Source organism: Escherichia sp. UTM R2, from assembly GCF_048593455.1.
GTDB lineage: Bacteria > Pseudomonadota > Gammaproteobacteria > Enterobacterales > Enterobacteriaceae > Escherichia > Escherichia coli.
In genome coordinates this window covers 3,626,959-3,648,441 of the sequence record NZ_JBFWDY010000002.1, presented here as the reverse complement: position 1 = coordinate 3,648,441, position 21,483 = coordinate 3,626,959, and the positions used below count along the sequence as shown (strand labels likewise).

14 protein-coding genes, 1 tRNA gene and 6 pseudogenes are annotated in these 21,483 nt (G+C 50.3%); 10 read left to right on the top strand and 11 right to left on the bottom strand.

Annotation, left to right across the window (positions count from 1 at the left end; translation table 11 throughout):
• Nucleotides 1–61: 61 nt before the first annotated feature.
• Together dnaQ and AB4H76_RS18580 are read left to right on the top strand one after the other, a co-directional pair.
• Nucleotides 62–793: a DNA polymerase III subunit epsilon gene (gene dnaQ, locus AB4H76_RS18585; RefSeq protein ID WP_420062613.1), complete on the top strand. Its 732-nt coding sequence runs from the start codon at nucleotides 62–64 to the stop codon at nucleotides 791–793.
• A gap of 132 nt (nucleotides 794–925) precedes the next feature.
• A tRNA-Asp gene (locus AB4H76_RS18580) sits at nucleotides 926–1,002 on the top strand.
• 133 nt (nucleotides 1,003–1,135) lie between these two features.
• On the opposite strand, the pseudogene AB4H76_RS18575 reads toward AB4H76_RS18580, so the two are convergent.
• The 11 genes and pseudogenes from AB4H76_RS18575 to AB4H76_RS18525 all read right to left on the bottom strand — a co-directional run bounded on the left by AB4H76_RS18575 (nucleotide 1,136) and on the right by AB4H76_RS18525 (nucleotide 6,377).
• Nucleotides 1,136–1,671 (bottom strand): annotated as a pseudogene (locus AB4H76_RS18575) (DUF4942 domain-containing protein).
• Nucleotides 1,648–1,980 (bottom strand): annotated as a pseudogene (locus AB4H76_RS18570) (restriction endonuclease subunit M); the annotation flags it as partial. The pseudogenes AB4H76_RS18570 and AB4H76_RS18575, both read right to left, overlap by 24 nt.
• Before the next feature lie 80 nt (nucleotides 1,981–2,060).
• Nucleotides 2,061–2,263 (bottom strand): annotated as a pseudogene (locus AB4H76_RS18565) (hypothetical protein).
• A 31-nt stretch (nucleotides 2,264–2,294) separates the two neighbouring features.
• Nucleotides 2,295–2,786 carry a DUF5983 family protein gene (locus tag AB4H76_RS18560; RefSeq protein ID WP_000777682.1) on the bottom strand — a complete coding sequence of 164 codons (492 nt, stop codon included), beginning with the start codon at nucleotides 2,784–2,786 and terminating at the stop codon, nucleotides 2,295–2,297.
• Entirely contained in the window at nucleotides 2,783–3,160 is a 378-nt protein-coding gene (locus AB4H76_RS18555; RefSeq protein ID WP_001194695.1) for a TA system toxin CbtA family protein, read from the bottom strand. Before AB4H76_RS18555 ends, AB4H76_RS18560 begins: the two co-directional genes overlap by 4 nt.
• Nucleotides 3,161–3,210: 50 nt before the next feature.
• The gene (locus AB4H76_RS18550; protein ID WP_072644718.1) at nucleotides 3,211–3,570 is read right to left on the bottom strand and encodes a type IV toxin-antitoxin system YeeU family antitoxin; all 360 of its coding nucleotides are present in this window, start codon (nucleotides 3,568–3,570) and stop codon (nucleotides 3,211–3,213) included.
• Between the two features lie 23 nt (nucleotides 3,571–3,593).
• Nucleotides 3,594–3,815: a DUF987 domain-containing protein gene (locus AB4H76_RS18545; RefSeq protein ID WP_044068431.1), complete on the bottom strand. Its 222-nt coding sequence runs from the start codon at nucleotides 3,813–3,815 to the stop codon at nucleotides 3,594–3,596.
• A 20-nt stretch (nucleotides 3,816–3,835) separates the two neighbouring features.
• A complete protein-coding gene (gene radC / locus AB4H76_RS18540; RefSeq protein ID WP_021553292.1) occupies nucleotides 3,836–4,315 on the bottom strand; it encodes a RadC family protein in 480 nt (159 codons plus the stop codon).
• Between the two features lie 11 nt (nucleotides 4,316–4,326).
• A complete protein-coding gene (locus AB4H76_RS18535; protein WP_250146760.1) occupies nucleotides 4,327–4,737 on the bottom strand; it encodes an antirestriction protein in 411 nt (136 codons plus the stop codon).
• Nucleotides 4,711–5,241: pseudogene (locus AB4H76_RS18530) on the bottom strand (transcriptional regulator); the annotation flags it as partial. The gene AB4H76_RS18535 and the pseudogene AB4H76_RS18530, both read right to left, overlap by 27 nt.
• 260 nt (nucleotides 5,242–5,501) lie before the next feature.
• The gene (locus AB4H76_RS18525) at nucleotides 5,502–6,377 is read right to left on the bottom strand and encodes a GTPase family protein (RefSeq protein ID WP_053266523.1); all 876 of its coding nucleotides are present in this window, start codon (nucleotides 6,375–6,377) and stop codon (nucleotides 5,502–5,504) included.
• Nucleotides 6,378–6,656: 279 nt separating this feature from the next.
• On the opposite strand from AB4H76_RS18525, the gene tnpA reads away from it, so the two are divergent.
• The 8 genes and pseudogenes from tnpA (at nucleotide 6,657) to AB4H76_RS18485 (ending at nucleotide 21,396) form a co-directional block, all read left to right on the top strand.
• Nucleotides 6,657–7,040: an IS66-like element accessory protein TnpA gene (gene tnpA / locus AB4H76_RS18520; protein ID WP_044067157.1), complete on the top strand. Its 384-nt coding sequence runs from the start codon at nucleotides 6,657–6,659 to the stop codon at nucleotides 7,038–7,040.
• Nucleotides 7,037–7,273 (top strand): annotated as a pseudogene (gene tnpB / locus AB4H76_RS18515) (IS66 family insertion sequence element accessory protein TnpB); the annotation flags it as partial. The gene tnpA and the pseudogene tnpB, both read left to right, overlap by 4 nt.
• Nucleotides 7,261–8,466, top strand: a pseudogene (gene tnpC / locus AB4H76_RS18510) (IS66 family transposase); the annotation flags it as partial. The pseudogenes tnpB and tnpC, both read left to right, overlap by 13 nt.
• A gap of 368 nt (nucleotides 8,467–8,834) precedes the next feature.
• Nucleotides 8,835–11,597, top strand: coding sequence for a class I SAM-dependent DNA methyltransferase (locus tag AB4H76_RS18505; protein WP_032670757.1), 2,763 nt, complete (start codon nucleotides 8,835–8,837; stop codon nucleotides 11,595–11,597).
• A 14-nt stretch (nucleotides 11,598–11,611) separates the two neighbouring features.
• Nucleotides 11,612–13,657, top strand: a complete 2,046-nt coding sequence (locus tag AB4H76_RS18500; RefSeq protein ID WP_032669192.1) for a DEAD/DEAH box helicase — start codon at nucleotides 11,612–11,614, stop codon at nucleotides 13,655–13,657.
• The gene (locus tag AB4H76_RS18495; protein WP_032416088.1) at nucleotides 13,650–14,828 is read left to right on the top strand and encodes a GIY-YIG nuclease family protein; all 1,179 of its coding nucleotides are present in this window, start codon (nucleotides 13,650–13,652) and stop codon (nucleotides 14,826–14,828) included. The genes AB4H76_RS18500 and AB4H76_RS18495 overlap by 8 nt, the downstream gene beginning before the upstream one ends.
• 182 nt (nucleotides 14,829–15,010) lie before the next feature.
• On the top strand, nucleotides 15,011–19,963 hold the full coding sequence (locus tag AB4H76_RS18490) for an AAA domain-containing protein (RefSeq protein WP_121689849.1): 4,953 nt from the start codon (nucleotides 15,011–15,013) through the stop codon (nucleotides 19,961–19,963).
• On the top strand, nucleotides 19,960–21,396 hold the full coding sequence (locus AB4H76_RS18485) for a hypothetical protein (protein ID WP_053266526.1): 1,437 nt from the start codon (nucleotides 19,960–19,962) through the stop codon (nucleotides 21,394–21,396). The genes AB4H76_RS18490 and AB4H76_RS18485 overlap by 4 nt, the downstream gene beginning before the upstream one ends.
• The last annotated feature ends 87 nt before the right edge of the window (nucleotides 21,397–21,483 follow it).

Sequence of the window (21,483 nt, the reverse complement as noted above, 5' to 3'; positions counted from 1 at the left end):
TGGTAGACTTCCTGTAATTGAATCGAACTGTAAAACGATAAGTCTGACATAAATGACCGCTATGAGCACTGCAATTACACGCCAGATCGTTCTCGATACCGAAACCACCGGTATGAACCAGATTGGTGCGCACTATGAAGGCCACAAGATCATTGAGATTGGTGCCGTTGAAGTGGTGAACCGTCGCCTGACGGGCAATAACTTCCATGTTTATCTCAAACCCGATCGGCTGGTGGCTCCGGAAGCCTTTGGCGTACATGGTATTGCCGATGAATTTTTGCTCGATAAGCCCACGTTTGCCGAAGTAGCCGATGAGTTCATGGACTATATCCGCGGCGCGGAGTTGGTGATCCATAACGCAGCGTTCGATATCGGCTTTATGGACTACGAGTTTTCGTTGCTTAAGCGCGATATTCCGAAGACCAATACCTTCTGTAAGGTCACCGATAGCCTTGCGGTGGCGAGGAAAATGTTTCCTGGTAAGCGCAACAGCCTCGATGCGTTATGTGCCCGCTACGAAATAGATAACAGTAAACGAACGCTACACGGGGCATTACTCGATGCACAGATCCTTGCGGAAGTTTATCTGGCGATGACCGGTGGTCAAACGTCGATGGCTTTTGCGATGGAAGGAGAGACACAGCAGCAACAAGGTGAAGCAACAATTCAGCGCATTGTACGTCAGGCAAGTAAGTTACGCGTTGTTTTTGCGACAGATGAAGAGCTTGCAGCTCATGAAGCCCGTCTTGATCTGGTGGAGAAGAAGGGCGGAAGCTGCCTCTGGCGGGCATAAATACCTGTAAAAGGCGCTAAAAATAGCGGCTTGGGCGATTTTTGCAGCAAACGATTCAAAAGATGAGAAAAACCGTTGACGAAGGGTGAGGCAATCCGTAATATTCGCCTCGTTCCCAACGGAACACAACGCGGAGCGGTAGTTCAGTCGGTTAGAATACCTGCCTGTCACGCAGGGGGTCGCGGGTTCGAGTCCCGTCCGTTCCGCCACTATTCGAGGTCATGCTATTGATTAGCATGGCCTTTTTTATGCTTGTTTTTTTTCGGTATGCCATCCAGTATGCCATTGCCGTCCGGCTTGCACTGGCTCACCTGAGATAGCTTCGGACAACTCACTCACCTCTCATCTCGCTGGCAGTGCTCCCGGATAGTGTCGGGCGATGATGTTGTTCAGCTTATCAATCAACTCAGGTCGCTTGAATACGATGTGTGCAGTTCCCTTCTGAAAATACTTAATCACAAACATCTCATCCTCGTAACGGTTACTGTGCCTGTTCTCATGGATATGATCGCTGAGACGACGGGTAACGTCAGCGCGGTTGTAGGGAACCGGTTTGCCATCAAGAAGCATCAGCATACGCTCAAGGTCAGCTAACCGGTCACGCTGCCAGCCCCAGTTAAGCCCAAATCCCCACCGATCGAACTTGACTAGTCCGGTAACGATAATTTTCGCCCCAAACTTGCAGGGGAATTTGTCTTAAAATTCCAGCTTAAACCTTTGAACACATTTATCACTCCGCGCTCAAACACCTCGCCCTTGTTCAGATGCAGTTGCTCAAACGTGCTGAGAATATTCTCTTCGCTGACGGCAGGAATGTCATCCTTTTCCAGACTGTTGTACCACTGGTCACGAGCCTGAGCATCCATGAGCGAAATCATGCCCGACTTCTTCATCAGGTCTCGCCATATGCTGCGATCGAGATTACGGGTAATAGCTTTCATCGCCGCTTCTGGTTTCTCCATCAACCAGCAGCCGCAACGGAAATCCTGCTTCATAGCCCAGTCCAGCGCGGTTTTTCCTCCGATACTGCGGGTCAGCATCGAAACATCGTCCAGTTGTTGCATGAGCACTTCAATCTGCGCCAGCGCGGCATTACGTCCCGTGACAATACGCTCAATGCTGGTGGAGCAAATCACGTCGGTGTGGCCGGTTAATACTTCGGGTTTGGTGAGAGTAAGCTCTGACATTATTTCGTTCCTTATATAAAGCAAAGCGCCAGCCGGTGAGGGCTGGCGATTATGAGTAAGTGATGAGTACTGTTCGGTGGTTAATCTGTACTGGTCTGTCGCAGAAGTTGAAGATGACGGAGATCGCGAACGTCCTGACGCGCACGTTCAATCCAGGGCAACAGCACTGCTGAATCGGTGTTGTCTTCGTCGTTGTCGAAAATAATCATGTTCCCACAATCGATGTTGTCCTGCAGCCAGTCAATCAGAACGTTGAGAGCTCTTCGGTGGTTAATTTCTCCATGAGAATATCCTGTGCTTATTGGTGAGAAGATTTACCAGTCGAAAATGTCAAATCCCGGCAGCACTTCGCCAAAGGCATCCAGATGAACAATGCCAACGGCGTAGCGACGGATAAGCGTCACTACTAACCGACGGCAGGCTTTCGACAGACCGAGACGTTTGAGGCGTAAGACCGGAAATGACCAGGCACCCAGGTGGAGCAGATAACCCGACCCGGTGTAACTAATCCATTCCGACTCACCAAAGTCTTCATTCTGGTGTGAAAGAGTAAACAGCAGAGCGTTGTCTTTCTCCGTAATATGCGCGGTACTGCACTGGATGCCATTAACGCGGGCGACGGGTGGAAGCGGATCTTCAACGACCAGCTTTCCGGGGGAGTCAGCAACGCGAAGGGAATAACCGTTATCACAGACCACATCGATCAGCGCAGCCAGTTCAATGCCGTCAATATCCACAGCGATCCGGCCCGCATTCAGGGCCAGAACGTTGATGGCGTCGGCTTCTACCGTCAGGGATAACTTCATCGATGCCCCCCACGGTATTTACCGGTGGTGATGTCGGTCACCGTTCTGTAATCGTTGCGAGTCATCAACCCGGTGGCTTTGCGGGCGCGGAGAATATCGATACTGGTGAGACGCGGCAACTGTGTTTCTGTACTGAAACCGTGACGATCGATGCGCACCAGATCGTACTTCTCCACAATAAAATTCACGGCGTCGCACAGTGATATACCGGCGTCGATATGCTCCTGAATCACACCGTCGTTGCCAAACGGCGTGTCGTTAAGCGTCAGACCGTAGTGACGATCCAACAGGTGGCTCAGAAGCCGTTGCCAGATCTCCACCGGTGACGGGCGTGATGTAGCCTCCTGCGTTGAGGATAGTGGTTGGGTTTGCATAGTGGGATCTCTTTGTTGATGGGTAAAACGAGGGTAAGTAGTAAGAAGCTTTACGCGGTTGCCGCTGGTGTCGGATAAATCGCCAGGTATACGTAACCATGCGAGCCGAGGGAGTCGGCCTCGCAGGTCAGCCCTTTTGCATAGAGCGTGACACAGTGCTGATGGCGGGGAGTGAGTTCACCGCTGGTGAGCATCAGTTCAAGCTGTTTGAGCAGCAGTGGAAATGCCTGGTCGAGATGCCGTAAATCCGCGTCGCTGAACTGTCCGGTGATGCTGGCCCGGTCAGCGAGATAATGCAGACAGTTGCCCGCCTGCACCAGCCGTGCGCCAAAACAGGGCGTGATACTGCGTTTAAGCCCCCACCAGGGTTCAGTGATATCGTGGTTTACTATCGGTGTTTTATTCGACAATTTTAACCTTCCTTAAACGTGTGTTAATTCAGCGTGACGCTGCGTAATACGACATAGTGGCCGTTGCGGTTCTGACGGCGTTCAGCGAAGACCGCGAGCACACCGCTGATATCCTGAACCTCCTGCCCGGCGTAGTGGCAGATGCTGCCAGACCATTTGTATTTACCCGTGCAGAAGGGAAACAACCGGGACTGCGGATGCTGGCGGTATATCGCCATAGCCTGACGTTTACTGATAATTTTCATTGGGTTATTCTCCTGTTGTGCTACAGCCAGCCACGATCTGCAAACGAGGTGATCTCCATGCCACCGACCACCAGGTGGTCCAGCAGGCGGATATCAACCAGGTCCAGCGCCTGCTGAATACGCGTAGTGACCTGACGGTCTGCCTTGCTGGGTTCAGCCTCCCCGGAGGGATGGCTATGGGCGACAATGACAGCGGCGCAGTTATGCTTCAGACCGGCCTTCACCACTTCGCGGGGATGGACCTGCGTATGGTTGATGGTGCCGGTAAATAGCGTTTCGTGGGCTATCAGGCGATGCTGGTTATCGAGAAAGAGCGCGGTAAACTCTTCCCGCTCCAGTGACGCGAGCTGCAGGCGTAGCCAGTCGCGGACGGCATGGCTGGAAGTAAATGACGCCCCGGTTTCACGTAGCTGGCACTCCAACAGAGATAAGGCTTTCCTGACTGTCTGCAGGTCGGCAGGGGCTAATTCACGGGCAAACAACGGTAACTGTTGCTCCATAGCGGCTGACCTCAGTCGATGATGTGCATGATGGCGTTGCATTCCGCGTGGTTGAGCGCGTAGTCCCGCAGGCGGTAGTAGTGCTCCGTCATGGCGTCGCATTCGGTACGGCAGGCATGGTGGCTGTAAGCCATCAGACAGACCGCAATCCCTGCAGCTTCAGCACTCATGTCACCGCCGTTGCCGTTCATCGTGTTAAACAGCGACCAGAGTTCATCGTTCTCCACTTCCGGGGCCATAAACGCACCGCCGTTGCTCAGCGTGTAAAAATTCCAGATGCCGCCGTTGTAGTCCGTGCTGAAGCGGTCCATCCACGCGAAGATGGTCGGCTCAAGGATTATCCACTGCGGAATGCTGCCAAAGTGCTGCGGCCAGAAGCTGATGCGGTTCTCATCGGTTATCCGGGCAAGGTGTTCCCCCACCAGAAACCACCCACCGGCGCTGAAAATCAGTCGGTAGGGGGCAAGGTTGTCGCAACGGCATCCGTCAGCCAGCAGGGGTACCTTCCTGTTTTCTGATACCGCCCTGACCAGTCGTGTGAAGATGCCTGGGCGGGAAGACGTTACGGATGCCCCCGGATGCCAGATAAGACATGGCGAGGAGTCCTTGCTGCTCAGCAATGAATTGACCAGATGGTGGTCCATATCAGGAAACAACGCGCCAGTGCCTGACTGACGGGCAAACTGCATTGCGGCCTCCTCCCGAATCTCCTGACGGCCTCCGGTCAGCAGACGGCAGCAGCCATCCTGATATTCGAGGTCGAGATAAATCAGACGCTCGCGGAAATCACGATGTAGGGTACGCTCCGAGACGCCAAACTCAGCGGCCAGTTTGCGCATATTCAGCGTTTCACCCGCGAGCAGACGGCTGATAATCAGAGAAAGCCGGACAGACAGGCGGTCATAACGACGCTCAGCCTGAGACATGTATTATCTCCGTGTTGGGTAATTGATTAATAAAGAAGGTATTACTGTAAAGGATGGGACTGACAGGTTGTGTCCGTCATACGTAGCGAAACGCCTGGTGCAAGAAGACTGTGTGGATGCAACGTCGGCAGTGGTGACGCGCTTATGACTGGTGGTATCTTTTTCTGGTTAAGACAGGTTATGTCTGCCTGAAAATAATCATCTATCAGGCTGCGAATAAACAGAGTCATCCACTACCATCCTGACGACCTTTTACTCATTCAGAAGAAAATCCAATCCCAGACAGCCCGCGCCACCGACACCACTACATCACGCACGGTACGAATCACCGCCTTCAGCGGGGCGGGCAGGAACGACGATGACTCAGCCGTATCGAACACCCGGCCTACCGCCTCACCGAAGCCGTCACGGGCCTGCGACTTTACCGGCTCCGTGCAGAGCCTCCCGTGCAGTTGTGTCGCCAGCGGGCTGGTGGCGCGGTCCGGAAGACAGCGCATCATGGTTGCCACCATCGCTTCCACGCCCCAGCCGGTCAACGCTGACACCACGCAGACCGGATGACGGGGAGTGAACATCGTGGTAATGGCGGCCTGTTTCGCCTTCAGGTTTTCCCGTTGCTGTGGTGAAGGTGTGCCGGTACGAGTATCCCATTCGTGGCTGGGTTCGATTTTGTCGGCCTGATTCAGCACGAACAGCACCTGCTGCTGGTAAGGTTGCATCACACCGTTCCAGAACTGCTCGTCCACCGACAGCGCACGGTCATCAGCTTTGATGACCCACAGCACCAGGTCAAGCTCTGGCAGCATACGCCGGTACAGGGCGCGGTATTCATGGTCCCGTTGTCCGTTCTCTCCCACGCCCGGTAAATCAACAATCACCAGACTGTGACGACCACTGCGCAGCCGGAAGCGCAGTATGTCGCGGGTGCAGGCGTTCACATCACTGACGGCGGAGACTTTCCCCCGAAAGAGTTCGTTACAGAGCGACGACTTACCGGCACCACTCTTGCCCATGATGCCAATCACCGGCTCGTAGTGGGTCAGATTCTGAATACGTTCAAGAATAAGCTGGCGAAGCGTATCGGGAAGCGACGCCAGCGGTTTTTCCAGGGCCTGAAGGCCATCAGTTTTATTCATACAGGGTTCTCAGCGTGAAAAACAAAAATTCCCGCGCTCCGGTCAGGGAGGCGGGGGATTCACGGAGATAATATCTATCTGAATTTATTTAGAATATAAGCAGGCTCATGTAACTGTAGCAGTGTCAACTTTACATCACAGCTCATGTTGGCTGGTGGTATTTTGCCAATAATAGACATTTACGCTTGGGTTTAGAGTAAGCGTTGTCTCAAAAACGTCTGGCTCTGAAACCACTATCCTGTAACTTAAGCCCCCACTTAATTTGCAGGTGGACACCTAATGCGCGCCAAAGAAAGACTTCCCCGAAAACGATATTCCCCTGAGTTTAAAATGGAACTGGTCAGGCTGGCACTTGAAAAAGAAGGAAGTGTTGCTGCGCTGGCCCGACAACATGATGTCAATGACAACCTGCTCTTTAAATGGATAAGGCTCTGGCAACGTGAAGGGCGGGTCTGCCACCCACGGAAAAACGCATCGTCGCTTCCTGCTCTCATACCCGTGCAATTTCGGGCAGAGCCATCTCCCCCAACGCCCGAACCGCCATCCTGTTCACCTCAGACTGCCTGTCACATAAAATGTCGGGGCGGAGATATAACACTGACTCATCCCTCAACTGAACTCATCACCACTGTCCTGCGCGAACTGATGCGAGGGACTGTATGATAAATCTTCCTGCAGGCACTAAAATCTGGCTGGTTGCCGGTATCACCGACATGCGCAACGGCTTCAACGGGCTGGCGGCAAAAGTGCAGACGGCACTGAAAGACGACCCGATGTCCGGCCAAGTCTTCATCTTCCGGGGCTGCAGTGGCAGTCAGGTAAAATTGCTGTGGTCTACCGGCGACAGGCTGTGTCTGCTGACCAAACGGCTGGAGCGTGGTCGCTTCGCCAGACCCGCACCCGTAAACCGTTCCCCGAATCACTCCCTCGTGACGAAAAACGGCTGTTGTCGGCGGCATCATGCTGCCCGGACTGTGGCGATTCACTGCGCTGGCTGGGTGAAGATACTGCTGAACAGCTGGAGCTGATGCGCAGCGCCTTCCGGGTTATCCGGACCGTGCGGGAAAAACACGCCTGTACAAAATGCGACGTTATCGTGCAGGCCCCCGCGCCTTCACGTCCCATCGAGCGGGGTATCGCCGGAGCGGGGCTGCTGGCCCGGGTACTGGGCTCAAAGTATGCAGAGCATACCCCGCTGTACCGCCAGTCTGAAATATATAGCCGCCAGGGTGTGGAACTGAGCCGCTCCCTCCTGTCGGGCTGGGTGGATGCATGCTGCAGGCTGCTGTCACCGCTGGAGGAGGCGCTTCGGGGCTATGTCCTGAGCGACGGCAAACACCATGTCGATGATACCCCGGTCCAGATGCTGCTGTCGGGCAATAAGAAGACGAAGTCCGGGCGATTGTGGAAGTACGTTCGTGATGACCGCAACGCCGGGTCAGCAGTCGCACCGGCGGTGTGGTTCGCTTACAGCCCGGACAGAAAAGCCATCCACCCGCAGACCCATCTTGCCGGCTTCAGGGGAGTGCTGCAGGCGGATGCGTATGCAGGATTCAACGAGTTGTACCGCGGTGGCCAGATAACGGAAGCCGCCTGCTGGGCTCACGCCCGCCGTAAAATCCACGATGTGTACGCCCGCACGCCGTCGGCGCTGACGGAGGATGCCCTGAAGCGTATCGGCGGGTTGTATGCCATCGGGGCGGAAATAAGGGGAATGCCGGCGGAGCAACGTCTTGCTGAACGTCAGCAGAAAGCGAAACCGCTGCTGAAATCCCTGGAAAGCTGGCTGCGTGAAAAGATGAACACCCTGTCACGACACTCAGAGCTGGCGAAAGCGTTCGCGTACGCCCTTAACCAGTGGCCGGCCCTGACGCACTATGCAGGCAATGGCTGGACAGAAGCCGATAACAACATCGCTGAAAAGGCGCTGCGGATGGTCAGTTTGGGGAGAAAAAACTGGCTGTTCTTCGGCTCAGACCACGGAGGTGAGCGTGTAGCGCTGATGTACAGTCTGATCGGGACGTGCAAACTAAACGGCGTGGATCCAGAAAGCTACCTTCGTCATGTGCTTGACGTCATAGCTGACTGAACAGTCAACCGGGTCAGGGTCAGCGGGGAAAACCATATTCGGTGCAACCTTAATACGTTTTAAGAAAACCAGAAATAAGAACGGAAGTTACTCACATGCGAGCGTCTCATATACCATGAATTTAGCAGTCTTTAATTGGCTGAAAATATGTATATTTTATCGAAAATATCTCAATGCTAAAATTCTCGCCATAAATACATAATAGGGCTTTCTGAAACGTGGATCTGAGACTGAATCAGCTACAGCGCTGGGTTCTATTCTGTTAAACTTACGGTCAAAAATTTCCAAGAAAACCTAGGATATGACATGAATTCACTGCACACCAGTAGCAGCAGGGCGGTCACATGCCAATGGAGAACTGTAAGCAAATGAACGCCGTAGAAATTGAACAAGCCATCACGGATCTTGCAGAGCAACCCTTTGATCCCATAGAGTTTCCTTATGCTTTCCTTGAAGCCTTTGGTAACAAGGAAACGACTATCAAACGCTTGCGAGCCGGAGCATCGAATAAGTCCGATTTGGGCGGCGTTCTTCAGACCAATAACATTCACATTTTGGCTAGTGAAGAAGGGCAAGTAACACAAATGCTTGCTTCACTCAAGGCCAGCCCGGCAACAGGCAAAGCCAAGGCCAAATTCATCCTCGCCACAGATGGAAAAGACTTCGAAGCTGAAGACCTCATCAGCGGCCAGACTGTCGCTTGTGCCTTTAAAGACTTTCCCGATCACTTCGGTTTCTTTTTGCCACTGGCAGGTATCAGCACTGTTCGGCAGATCAGCGAAGACGCCTTTGACATCCGGGCTACAAGCCGCCTGAACCGCCTTTACGTTGAACTGCTGAAAGACAACCCTGAATGGGGTACTGCGGAGCGTCGTCATGACATGAATAAGTTCATGGCGCGTCTAATATTCTGTTTTTTTGCTGAAGATACTGACATATTCATAGGCAAGGGGCGCTTTACTGACACCATTGCACAGATGAGTGAGCGCGATGCTTCTAATATGCACGAGGTCATCGGCACGCTCTTTCGTGCTATGAACACTCCAGACTATGAGCGTGCCGCAGTAGGTATTCCGCGCTGGGCTGCAGAATTTCCATATGTTAACGGCGCTTTGTTCTCAGGTACGGAAGAGGTGCCGCGCTTCAGCCGTATCGCGCGCTCCTACCTGCTTCACGTTGGCAATCTGGACTGGACCAGAATAAATCCGGACATATTCGGCTCGATGATTCAAGCAATTGCCGAAGATGAAGAGCGCGGTGAATTAGGGATGCACTACACTAGTGTTCCCAACATCCTGAAGGTACTGAACCCACTATTCCTCGACGAACTGCGTTCAAAGCTGGAAGATGCGGGCGAAAATCCACGCGCTTTGCTCAATTTGCGCAAGCGTATCGCCCGTATACGCATTTTTGATCCAGCCTGTGGTTCGGGCAACTTTTTGGTCATTGCTTATAAAGAAATGCGTGCCATTGAAGCTGAGATTAACTGGAGGCGAGGCGAACCTGATCGCCCATCTGATATTCCGGTCACAAATTTTCGTGGCATTGAGCTGCGCGACTTCCCGGCAGAGCTCGCCCGCCTTGCGTTGATTATCGCAGAATACCAGTGTGATGTACTCTATCGTGGGCAGAAGTTGGCCTTGGCCGAATTCTTGCCACTACGCAGCGAGAATTGGATCACTTGTGGAAATGCGCTGCGGATCGATTGGTATAGCTTAATGGATGTGAGTGGCTCAGGAGTTAAGGTGGTTTCAGACGATATCCTGCAAACTCCACTTGATCAAGCTGAAATCGAGTTTGAACATGAAGGCAGCGAAACATATATCTGTGGAAACCCTCCTTATAAAGGAACCAAAAATCAATCCGCTGAACAGAAGGCAGATCTATTGTTTGTCTTTTCTAAATATCCTGGAACTTTCAAAGTGCTCGACTACGTGAGCGCATGGTTCGTGAAAACTGCGGAGTACCTCTCCCATGTAAATGGAGCAGCCGCTTTCGTCAGTACAAACTCAATTTGTCAAGGGAACCAAGTTCCTGTGCTGTGGCCACTGATAATGGGACTAGGTGTCAGGATCTCGTTCGCGTACACATCTTTCAAATGGTCTAACCTTGCAACCCACAATGCTGGTGTAACAGTCGTTGTAATTGGGTTGACGCGTAGTTTTGGAACGAAGTGTAGATTATTTGAGCATCAAGGTGAGGGAATAGTCGAGAGAGAGGTAGATAATATCAATGCCTACTTGGTTCCAAATGCAGACATCTTTATAAACAAGAAATCTGATCCTCCTCCTGGCTGCGCCCCGATGGTACTTGGTAATCAGCCATACGAAGGCGGTCATCTAATTTTCGATAGTAAGGGGATTGAAGCCCTTTGCATCCCAAAGGATGTTCGAGAGACGATCACGCGCAAAATCTTAGGTTCGAGCGAGGTAATTAACGGTAGCGAGAGATACTGTCTCTGGATTGAGAATGAGAATTTTGCGCTGGCCACATCGTTTCCAGCAGTCTCAGCGCAGATCAATAAAGTCAAAGAATGGCGCTTAAAGAGCGAGCGGCAGGCAACGCGTTCTATGGCCACTCGACCGCATCAGTTTTGTGAGATGAAGTGTGGAAATCAGTCGGTAATAATTGTTCCAATCCGGAGTTCTGAGAATCGGGAATACCTTCCCGTGGCTCTATTCGATGAGCGGACTACAGTAAATAACCTTGCTTATTCGATCTATGATGGATCTTTGTTTAATTTGGCACTAATAGCATCAAGATTGCATCTAATCTGGATTAGCACCGTCTGTGGAAAGCTAGAAACACGATTTAGTTACTCAAACAAAATGGGTTGGAACACTTTTCCGGTGCCAATGCTTACAGATAAGAATAAGGAAGACTTAACACGCTGTGCCGAGGACATTTTGCTGGCGCGAGAACATCATTTCCCAGCAACAATTGCAGAGCTGTATGACCCCGAAAATATGCCCGCTGATCTACGTGCCGCGCATGCTCGCAACGACGAAGTGCTTGAACGCATCTACATCGGCCGTCGCTTTAAGAATGATACCGAGAGGCTTGAGAAGCTGTTCGACCTCTATATCAAGACGGCCACCTCGGCTGTACCGGCTAAGGGAAAAAAGAGTTAAGAAGGAGCCAACATATGAGCGTCAAGATCAATTCAGTACCATCCGTTTCCGTTACTTATGCACGCAACGGAGCATCGACCAAGGCTAATGCCCTTGGGATGCGCCCTATGCAAGAACGGGCCTATGAGAAGCGCGGAGAACAATATCTTCTCATAAAGTCGCCGCCCGCCTCTGGCAAGAGTCGTGCGCTGATGTTCGTCGCACTCGATAAACTCGCAAACCAGGGGATCAAACAGGCAATCATTGTCGTGCCGGAAAAATCTATTGGCGCGAGCTTCAACGATGAACCACTATCGCAGTTTGGATTCTGGGCTGATTGGCATGTCGAACCTAAGTGGAACCTATGCAACGCGCCCGGTAACGACAACGGTGGCAAGGTAAGAGCTTTCGGCTCTTTTCTTGAAAGTAGCGACAAGGTGCTTGTTTGCACACACGCAACCTTTCGCTTCGCGGTCGATGCCTACGGCGTAGAAGCGTTTGACGATCGCCTGATCGCCGTCGATGAATTCCACCATGTGTCAGCTAACCCGGATAACAAGCTTGGTCAGCATCTGGGGCAGTTCATCGCGCGTGACAAGACACACATCGTTGCCATGACCGGCTCCTACTTCCGGGGTGATGCGGAGGCCGTTTTGGCTCCTCAGGATGAGTCCAGGTTCGATACCGTCACCTATACCTACTACGAACAACTCAACGGTTACGAATACCTCAAGCAACTTGACATCGGCTACTTCTTCTACAGTGGCTCCTACGTCGATGACATCCTTAATGTCCTCGATCCTGACAAGAAGACCATTATCCATATACCCAACGTCAATTCGCGCGAGAGCACGAAGGATAAAATTAAGGAAGTGGAACATATTCTTGGCGCGCTTGGCGATTGGCAAGGTGCGGATCCTGCGACAGGTTTCCAGTTAGTCAAATGCCGCGATGGCCGAATGTTGCGTATCGCTGATCTGGTGGACCCAACTAGCCAAGGCAAGATTCAGGAAAGCCTTCGAGCTGTAGAAATGAAGACAGACCGTGATTATGTGGACATCATTATTGCACTTGGTATGGCGAAGGAAGGTTTCGACTGGATCTGGTGCGAACATGCGCTGACTGTGGGCTACCGTGCTAGCCTGACTGAGATCGTGCAGATTATCGGTCGCGCCACTCGTGACGCTCCGGGTAAAACCCGCGCGAGATTTACTAACTTGATCGCCGAGCCGGACGCTGTAGAGGGCGCAGTTACTGAGGCAGTCAACGATACCTTGAAAGCTATCGCGGCGAGCTTGTTGATGGAGCAGGTACTGGCTCCGCGCTTCGAGTTTAAGCCCAAGAATCCAGAAAGCGGCCCGACTCCAGGCTTTGATTATGGTGATGGAGGATATGACCCGGATAGCTGCAATTTTGGTGTTAATGAGCAGACAGGGACGTATCAAATCGAGATTAAGGGACTTGCCGAGCCCAAGAGCAAAGAAGCGGCACGCATCTGCCAGGAAGATTTAAACGAAGTGATCGCGGCCTTTGTGCAGGATAAGCCCGCCATCGAACGAGGTCTGTTCGATGAAGAGCTGATCCCTGAAGAGTTAACACAGGTTCGTATGGGTAAGATCATCAAAGAAAAGTATCCTGAACTTGATGCTGAAGATCAGGAAGCTGTACGTCAGCATGCTATCGCCGCCCTTAACCTCACGCAGCAGGCCAAGCGTATTGTCAACGGCGAGAACGATGGGACGCTCAATACTGCCCTTATTGACGGAGTGCGTCGCTTTGCGATGGACGTACGCGATTTAGACATAGACCTTATCGACCGCATCAATCCCTTTGGTGAAGCCTACGCCATACTTGCTAAGACAATGAGCGAAGATAGCTTGAAGCAGGTCGCGGCGGCCATCTCGGCCAAGCGTACCTCGATCACGCCTGAAGATGCCAAAGTGATCGCCAAGCGTGCTGCTGAATTTAAACGTGAACGTGGGCGACTCCCATCGTTAACTTCGGCGGATGCCTGGGAAAAGCACCTTGCAGAAGGTGCAGCCGCGTTTATGCGTTTTAGGGCGGAGGGACGTTATGAGTAATTCTGATTTAGACGATTTGGCGGCAGAACTTGCTGAATTTGCACCACCGGAGAAGAAAAAAGGACGTCCAGCCAGCGAGGAACGCATCATCGCAGGTTTTGAGGAAATCCAGCGCTTCGCTGACCAACATGGACGTGCGCCGCAACACGGCGAAGAGCGTGAGATCTTTGAGCGCCTCTATGCAGTGCGGCTCGACCGGCTACGCAGTCTCCCAGACTGCCGTGCCTTGCTAGAGCCGCTGGATCATCAGGGCTTGTTGGCCGGAGGGGGGGATGGAGCGGAGTCAGCGGACGAATTTATCGATATCGATAATTTGGCTGCCGAACTGGCGGATGTTACCAGCGAGGACGATATCACAGTCTTGCGTCATGTTCGTGCTAGCGCCGAAAAGCGTGCTGTACAAGGGATCGCGGATCGCAAGCCGTGCGAGGATTTTGATACATTCAAACCGCTATTTGAACAGGTGCGCAGTGATCTAAGTTCAGGGTTAAGAGTGACCCGACCTTTTGGACAGTATGCAACGATTGAAGTGGGCCATTGGTTCATCCTAGATGGTCAAACGGCTTATGTGGCTGAGGAAGGTGAAGAGTTCGATTCGCCACAGGGGAAGAAAGATGCTCGGCTGCGTGTCATTTACTCGAATGGTACGGAAAGCAACCTACTTCGGCTGTCACTGGTTCGTGCTTTGTATAAAGACGAAACAGCACGCCGAATTACCGATCCAGACATGGGGCCTTTATTCAGCGATGCTCTAGAAGAGAGCGATCTAGAAAGTGGCACCATTTATGTGTTGCGTTCGCTATCTGATAACCCTTATGTAGCTGAACATCGTGATGTCATTCACAAGATTGGAGTTACTGGCGGCAAAGTTGAGGCGCGTATTGCCAATGCGGAACACGATTCCACCTATCTGTTAGCGAAGGTCGAGGTGGTAGCTTCATACAAGCTTGCAGGCATCAACCGCACCCGGATGGAAAACCTGTTTCACAGGTTGTTCGCACCCGCACGGCTTAACATTACCATTAATGACCGTTTCGGCCATCCAGTGCAGCCCGAGGAATGGTTTCTCGTTCCGTTATTCGTCATCGATGAGGCTGTAGCACGTATCAAGGATGGTAGCATCATTGGGTATGTCTATGACCCCATGTCTGCGAAGCTGGTGAAGGCATAGGACAGAATTCACGCATTATGATGAAAATCACCAATACAGTTCGCAGGTATATTACTTCCAGAGAGAATAACGGCGATAGTGGGCATTGTTTACTTAAACTACAAAGCACTACTGAGATGATTAGTCAGGATCACTAGATAAATCAGTTTGAAGTCCTAGGGGGGATTCCGTTGGAAGTAGAAATGTGGGATGGCGGTTTACAAGAGCAAGAAGTGGCAGCTATTGAGAAAATAAAGGCTGCGTTTTCGGATAATCTATCCAAGTCTGACAAGCCTGTTCGTGGAGGTTCTATTGGCGAGCAGCTACAAAGATATGGTTATACCGTCAACGGAATGTTCCCCTGGAAAGGTTATGCAGGTTTTCGTTTTGTTGAGGCAAAAAAAGAAGGTGAATTTGATTTAGTCATTGTTACGCATTGTAATGTGATCATTGTTGAGTTGAAGGACTGGAACCATCAACCCGTAACTGCGCGCGGAGAGACTTGGTATAAGGGTGATAAGAACATGGGACGCTCGCCGGTAAGCGTGACCCGTGGCAAAAAGTTCACGTTGGACAATAAACTCAAGCGTCTGGCAGACCGTTTTACGAACAAAGGCTATGTTCCATTTGTACATTTTTTTGTTGTGATGACTGGCAATGCGGACTTCAGTGAGTTACCGGAAGAACAACTTCACCATACAATCTCGTTAACAGATTTTCTTAAATTTGCTGATCGCAACACATTCAACAACTACTTCAGACCCCATCCAGGCTCCCAGGTTCTAAACAAAGATTTTCCCCTTTTTGATAACCTTTTCTTAGGGCCTCAGACAGCGCCAAAAGCCCTGAGGGTTAATGGCTTCGAAGCTAAGGATATGATTTTCGAACATCCTAAAAAGGTGTATCGGGAATACTTGGCAAAATCAGAAATATCAGCAAATAGCGAAGCATTGCTCAGAATATGGAATTTCCGGAACATCCAAGGAACGAAAGCGTACACGCCGGAAGGAAGAGCTGAGATCGTTTCACGTGAGCGCGAAGTGTTACAGCACATCAATCACCAGAACCGTGACCTGTATAACCACTGCCTGAGGTCTCTGACGAGTTTCCAGAAAGACGAGGTGACGGCAGAGTACTGCGAAGTCTATGAGCTTCCGCCGGGCCATGTCAGGTTTAATGAATTTATCGGAAAATATGGCAAGGCCTTTTCTGATATGGACCGTTTGAATGTGGTCAAACTGCTCATTGCGAAATTTAGCGATCTCCATGAGATGAAAATTGCGCACAGGGATATCGCCGATCACAGCCTGTGGATTTCACCTTCAAAAGAAGTCGCACTTTCGAACTTTATTTCGGCGTACCACCGGCCAGCCGGAACGGTCGGCGACTACCGTAAGCTTTTATCCGTAGGCGCAGTCGAGATAAAAGATATGCTTGATGAGGGCGAGCTTACGCCTTTTCAGCAGGATGTTCATGCCCTGGGCATTGTAGCGTGGCACTTATTAAGCGGTAAGCGCATGTCGCCTAAGAGTCTTGAGACAGTACAGGACAATATGCTAAATAGTCAGCACTGGTATTCAGATGTATTACTTGATGCCGTTGCTGCAAAATTTGCTTCCGCGACTGAATTCTTCGATGCCCTGAAACAAGCCGAACCTGCGGGCAATGCGATCCCTACATTTGATGATACTGAGCTTGATCCTTATCGGCATGGTATTAACCACTCTCGCCAGTACCGGGAAGACGATGACTTTCTGGTAGAAACATCCGACAAAGAAGTCTATATCTCGGGTGGAAGACTCGTGAAGGCCTGGCTGAACGTGGGGGGGCAGGGAGACGATCCTTCAATTAATTTCCAAGTTCTGAAATTTCTAAAACAGCTTGAGCAGCTTTCTTTAGTTAAACCAACGTATCTGCCTCAAATTCGTGAATTCGGTATCGCATCCAAATCATCAAGTCTGTACATGGTCACGGATCAGGTACAGGGAGAAACCTGGGATAAAATGGTCGTCCCGAATGATGAAAAAATCGACCTCATTGATAAGTTTGTCGCCGCCGTTGAGCACTTACACAGTCTGGGGGTTTCTCACGGGGACATCCACCCAGGCAATGTGATGCTTGGGACACAGAGTCGTTCGCTTTTCCTCATCGATATCCCCGATTTTTCACCGTCCGGTGACGAACCTAAAAACCACAGCTACAGCCCTGAATACATCGATAATTGTACTTCTTTTGAACGCGACAACTATGCAGTGATGAAGATGTCCTGCGAGTTATTAGGCATGTCATGGGGGCAGGAATCAGACATTTATCCTACTATTGCGAATGCCATCCGAGCAGAGCTGGAAGATCCGGTTTTTGGGTTTAAGGATTTGGGCCGGTTTAAAAAAGCGATAGACAGTAATGACCAGGCACCAGAACAACCCCTGATAGATATCACTGTAGGAAACGCCGATGAAATAATCTCTGTCCTGCCTGATAACGGGCATCTGTATGTCAAAGTTGAGCCAAATCCTAAAGTGCCAGCTGAAGTAAAAGTGACTTTCACCGGGATAGGTGGCAGTTTTACTGCAGTGTTCAACAAGGATCAGAAGACGCTGATTCATGGTTTCAGGCCATGGGCTCGCGCCACAATTCGTAAGCAAGATATTGATGAAAGTCAGTTCGAAATTGTTACTGGCATCAGGATTATTCCCGGTAGTCCGCAGGATATGTCAGCGTTGACAGTATTGCTTAATGAAGAAGAATCTTTTACGCGGGCAATCGAGTTGATTGCCGCACCTGAAGATGTTCAGGAACAGAATCCGCTTACGCTTCAGCTAAAAGATGCTTTTGCAAGACTTGATAAGCAGGCGCTTGAACCTGATTTAAAAGAAGTGCTGGAAATCCCGACGGTGAAGCTGTGGCGCGCCATTCTGGATACTGAAACAGAATCATATCCAAACATTGAAGTCAGCGGGGAGGTGGTCCCGGTTGCAGATGCTCATGGAGAGCTTCTTCTCCCTTACTCTGCAGACGTTGACCCACTTGGCGCTTTCAGAAGTAGTGATGAAGTCGAAGCCTTACAGGTCGATCAGGAAGGTGTTGAGCGATTTATAGGTGAGGTGTCACTTAAGAAGTCGGAGCTCAAAGAGATCCGCCTGGTCAAAGTGCGTTCAGCAGCCTACAGGCTGAAGGATTCTGATATTGTCTTCTTCCGTACAAGGCAGGATCGGGCATCTTATCAGAAACGTAAACGCGCATTGGAACGTCTCCTAGATCGAGAAAGTGTGCTGCCTGACTTAATTGACCTGTTCGACCCATCCTGCAAACAGATGGCTCAAAATTATGGTATCACTCTCAGCGATGACGATTTTGCCAGATACGACCGTGAAGATCAGCACGGAAACAAGATTAGTCTGAATGAACAGCAAAGAAAGGCGTTTAACAAACTGGTCAACAATGGCCCTCTTTCCCTCCTGCAGGGGCCGCCGGGGACCGGTAAAACCGAGTTTATCGCGGCCTTTGTCCACTATCTGATCGAAAAGCAGAATACCAAACGCATTTTACTGGTCAGCCAGTCACACGAGGCTGTAAATACAGCGGCCGAGCGCATCAGAAAGCACTGTTCCCGGCTTGGTACAGAGCTGGACGTTGTCAGGTTCAGCAACAGGGAAGGGGCCGTTTCCCCTGGCCTGAAAGATGTGTATTCAAACGCGATCACAACGGAGAAGCGTGAACTATTTAATGCTGAAATTAAGTACCGTGTTGAAGCGTTGAGTGAAGCCATTGGTCTGGAGCCGGGGTTTATTTCGGGAGTTGTACTTGCGGAACTCAGATTGTTCAGGCAAATCGATCACCTTGAGAAATTGCTCTATCAAGTTAACGATTTAACGGATTCAAAAGAGATCGGTGAACTGAAAGATATTGCAGTCGAACTCGATTTTGCCATCCGCTCCAGGCTGAGTCAGGAGTATGGGATTAACCTGGATAAAGACGCGAAGGTCTCTGCAGCAAAAGACATTCTAATTTCCAGGCTGTGTAAGGATTATGGCGTCAGACCGGATGAGGCACGACGGGTAAAGGCATTAGCTAAAATATCCCGTGATATGCAGGATGCTATGTCGGGAGAGCGAGTGAATCTGGACGAGTTTTATTCGCGTTCCAGGCAGTTAGTGGCTGGCACATGTGTTGGTATTGGACAAGGGCACATTGGCATTCAGGAGAATATCTACGACTGGGTGATTATTGATGAAGCAGCACGCTCAATTGCAAGTGAGCTGGCCATTGCAATGCAGTCGGCCCGACGCATCCTGTTGGTGGGTGACCACCTGCAGCTTCCCCCGTTGTACTCAGATGCCCACAAAGCGGCATTAGCGAGAAAGCTGGGTATCAATAACTCTCGCACTGAAATTGACGAGGTATTACGAAGTGACTTTGCCCGTGCCTTCAACTCTGCTTATGGTGCGCAAGCGAGTGCAGCTCTGCTGACCCAGTACCGTATGGCTCCACCGATTGGTGATCTCGTATCGAAGACATTCTATGACAGGAAGCTTCTGAATGGAGAACGGGCAATTCCGGATGTCTATCAGCACGCTCCAGAAGCGTTATGTAGCGTCGTAACCTGGCTTGATACTGCTAATCTGGGCCACCGGGCACATCATCTTGAAGATCGCGGAACAAGCATTTACAACCGATGTGAAGCTGACGAGATTATTTCTGTTCTTAAACAGGTATCAGAGAATGAAGAATTTGTCGCTCAGCTTTCAAATCTCGTTAATAAAGATGAAGCCGCTATCGGCGTGATATGTATGTATGCCGAACAAAAGCGGCTGCTCCGTCAGAAATTCAATCAGGAAATTTGGAGCGAGGGATTTAAGGACATTGTTAAAATTGACACTGTTGACAGTTATCAGGGTAAGGAAAACCGGATCATCATCCTGTCACTGACGCGTTCGGATAAGCAGCATAGCCCAGGTTTCTTACGAGCTCCAAACCGTATAAATGTTGCGATGTCACGCGCAATGGATCGCCTGTTGATTGTGGGTAATGCCGATATCTGGAAGGGAAACAATAAAGAACTACCATTAGGCTCAGTTGTAAGTTATATGGCTGAACGAGGTCAGGAAGCTGGATACAGGTTCCTCTCCGCTCAGCAGGGAGGCAAAAAGAAATGATATCTGATAACAAAGTAACCTATCACGAGGTTGACTTCCTGCTGCCCGCACAGAGGTTTAACATTCAGTTTTCCTATGTTTCCCAGAAGGGGCTGCCATTCATCCGGGAGTTTGTGCTAAGACTTGTTCATGTAGCCTCGATGAGCAAAGCACAAATAGCAACCTATTTCGGCCTGACCCACCGTGAGACAGAGGAGGCGATTTCCGATCTTGTGCAGCGTGGCGAATTGACGCTCTCCTCAGACGGCAGACTGACTTTAACCGACAAATCAAATGGCTATTTTTCTGAGGTTGGCGAGATACCGCACCTTTCAACTATCCAGGACAGTGGTGGTACCTTATCCTTTGATTTAGCCACATTTAGCTGCTTCAGCAACCAAACTTTCCAGGACCACTGGAGGGGAGGGTTAACATTAAAGGTTGATGACAACAACATTTCTCAAAGTGAGAAACTGGTTGAGAAGCACTTTCAGTACCAGTTTAATCAAATCTTGGATAAAGGTTATCTGTCTCACTTGCAGGTTCAGGGAGGTAAAGAACAACCTTCTATCTATACAGTTAATTCTGTTAATAAGCTGCGGCAAATACCGCTCCGTTTAACAACGGAATTTAAAATGGATAACGATGGTAAGGCTGTCGAGCGTGAAGACTATGAACAGTTAAACAGTTCGGAATGTGTTCATGAGTTAATGGCTGTTGAGATAGCTAGGTTATCACGGCATAACAATACCATGAGTATTTTTAAGGCCATGGTATCCATAAACGATGACCTTACGCTTAAGCTGTTTGACTCTAAAACGAATCAACTTAATCCATTATTTATCAAGGATATGCAGGCGCTGGAAGAATACTCAGACTCTGGCAGGACGACTTTTTTAGGCCCGGTTTATTCTAAAAACAACTGGGAAAAGCTGCAGAAAGCTCTGGCACCGGTGCTCAATCAGCGTATCAGAGACAAAACCGATTATGGCGGTAGCCCGTTCGTCTGGGTAGCTCCATCAGATCCCTACTGGTCAAAGAGCGTCCGATTTATCTCAAGCCTGAGCGATTTTCTTAACAGGTCGGCTACGAAGGATAAGCGGCTGTATAAACCGGTGCTGTACGTACCCGTCCAGGATGCAGCTGATGCCTGGGTTGCCAAACAGTGGAAGCATGAACTTGGGCAATTCCACGCGTGCGCTAAAGGGCTAGTTGAAGGATTGTTAGATGGTAATGTTGAGATCCTTCATCTTGAGGATGAGTTATCTGCCGTTATCTATCATATTTCTCAACCAGAAACGCTGCCTGTGACGATGCCATTGGGCTTCATTACAACTAACAAAGATGCAGTTAAGATTATTGGTGCGCTGATTACTGAATATGTCAAAAGCACCTCTGGTTTTGATAAGCCTCATGACTGTGGATTTCTTTCTTCAATAGTTGAAAAACATTGAAAGGATGATAATTTGCTTTTTTTTGCCTAAACCACCTCCATAGGAGGTGGTGATTAATGGCACCATTAAATTATTGCTTAAAGGGAT

Bases quoted from the DNA above. Each gene is read 5' to 3' on its own strand.
- dnaQ (WP_420062613.1), top strand. From the start codon at position 62: ATGAGCACTGCAATTACACGCCAGATCGTTCTCGATACCGAAACCACC.
- AB4H76_RS18560 (WP_000777682.1), bottom strand. From the start codon at position 2,786: ATGAAGTTATCCCTGACGGTAGAAGCCGACGCCATCAACGTTCTGGCC.
- AB4H76_RS18555 (WP_001194695.1), bottom strand. From the start codon at position 3,160: ATGCAAACCCAACCACTATCCTCAACGCAGGAGGCTACATCACGCCCG.
- AB4H76_RS18545 (WP_044068431.1), bottom strand. From the start codon at position 3,815: ATGAAAATTATCAGTAAACGTCAGGCTATGGCGATATACCGCCAGCAT.
- radC (WP_021553292.1), bottom strand. From the start codon at position 4,315: ATGGAGCAACAGTTACCGTTGTTTGCCCGTGAATTAGCCCCTGCCGAC.
- AB4H76_RS18525 (WP_053266523.1), bottom strand. From the start codon at position 6,377: ATGAATAAAACTGATGGCCTTCAGGCCCTGGAAAAACCGCTGGCGTCG.
- tnpA (WP_044067157.1), top strand. From the start codon at position 6,657: ATGCGCGCCAAAGAAAGACTTCCCCGAAAACGATATTCCCCTGAGTTT.
- AB4H76_RS18505 (WP_032670757.1), top strand. From the start codon at position 8,835: ATGAACGCCGTAGAAATTGAACAAGCCATCACGGATCTTGCAGAGCAA.
- AB4H76_RS18500 (WP_032669192.1), top strand. From the start codon at position 11,612: ATGAGCGTCAAGATCAATTCAGTACCATCCGTTTCCGTTACTTATGCA.
- AB4H76_RS18495 (WP_032416088.1), top strand. From the start codon at position 13,650: ATGAGTAATTCTGATTTAGACGATTTGGCGGCAGAACTTGCTGAATTT.
- AB4H76_RS18490 (WP_121689849.1), top strand. From the start codon at position 15,011: ATGTGGGATGGCGGTTTACAAGAGCAAGAAGTGGCAGCTATTGAGAAA.
- AB4H76_RS18485 (WP_053266526.1), top strand. From the start codon at position 19,960: ATGATATCTGATAACAAAGTAACCTATCACGAGGTTGACTTCCTGCTG.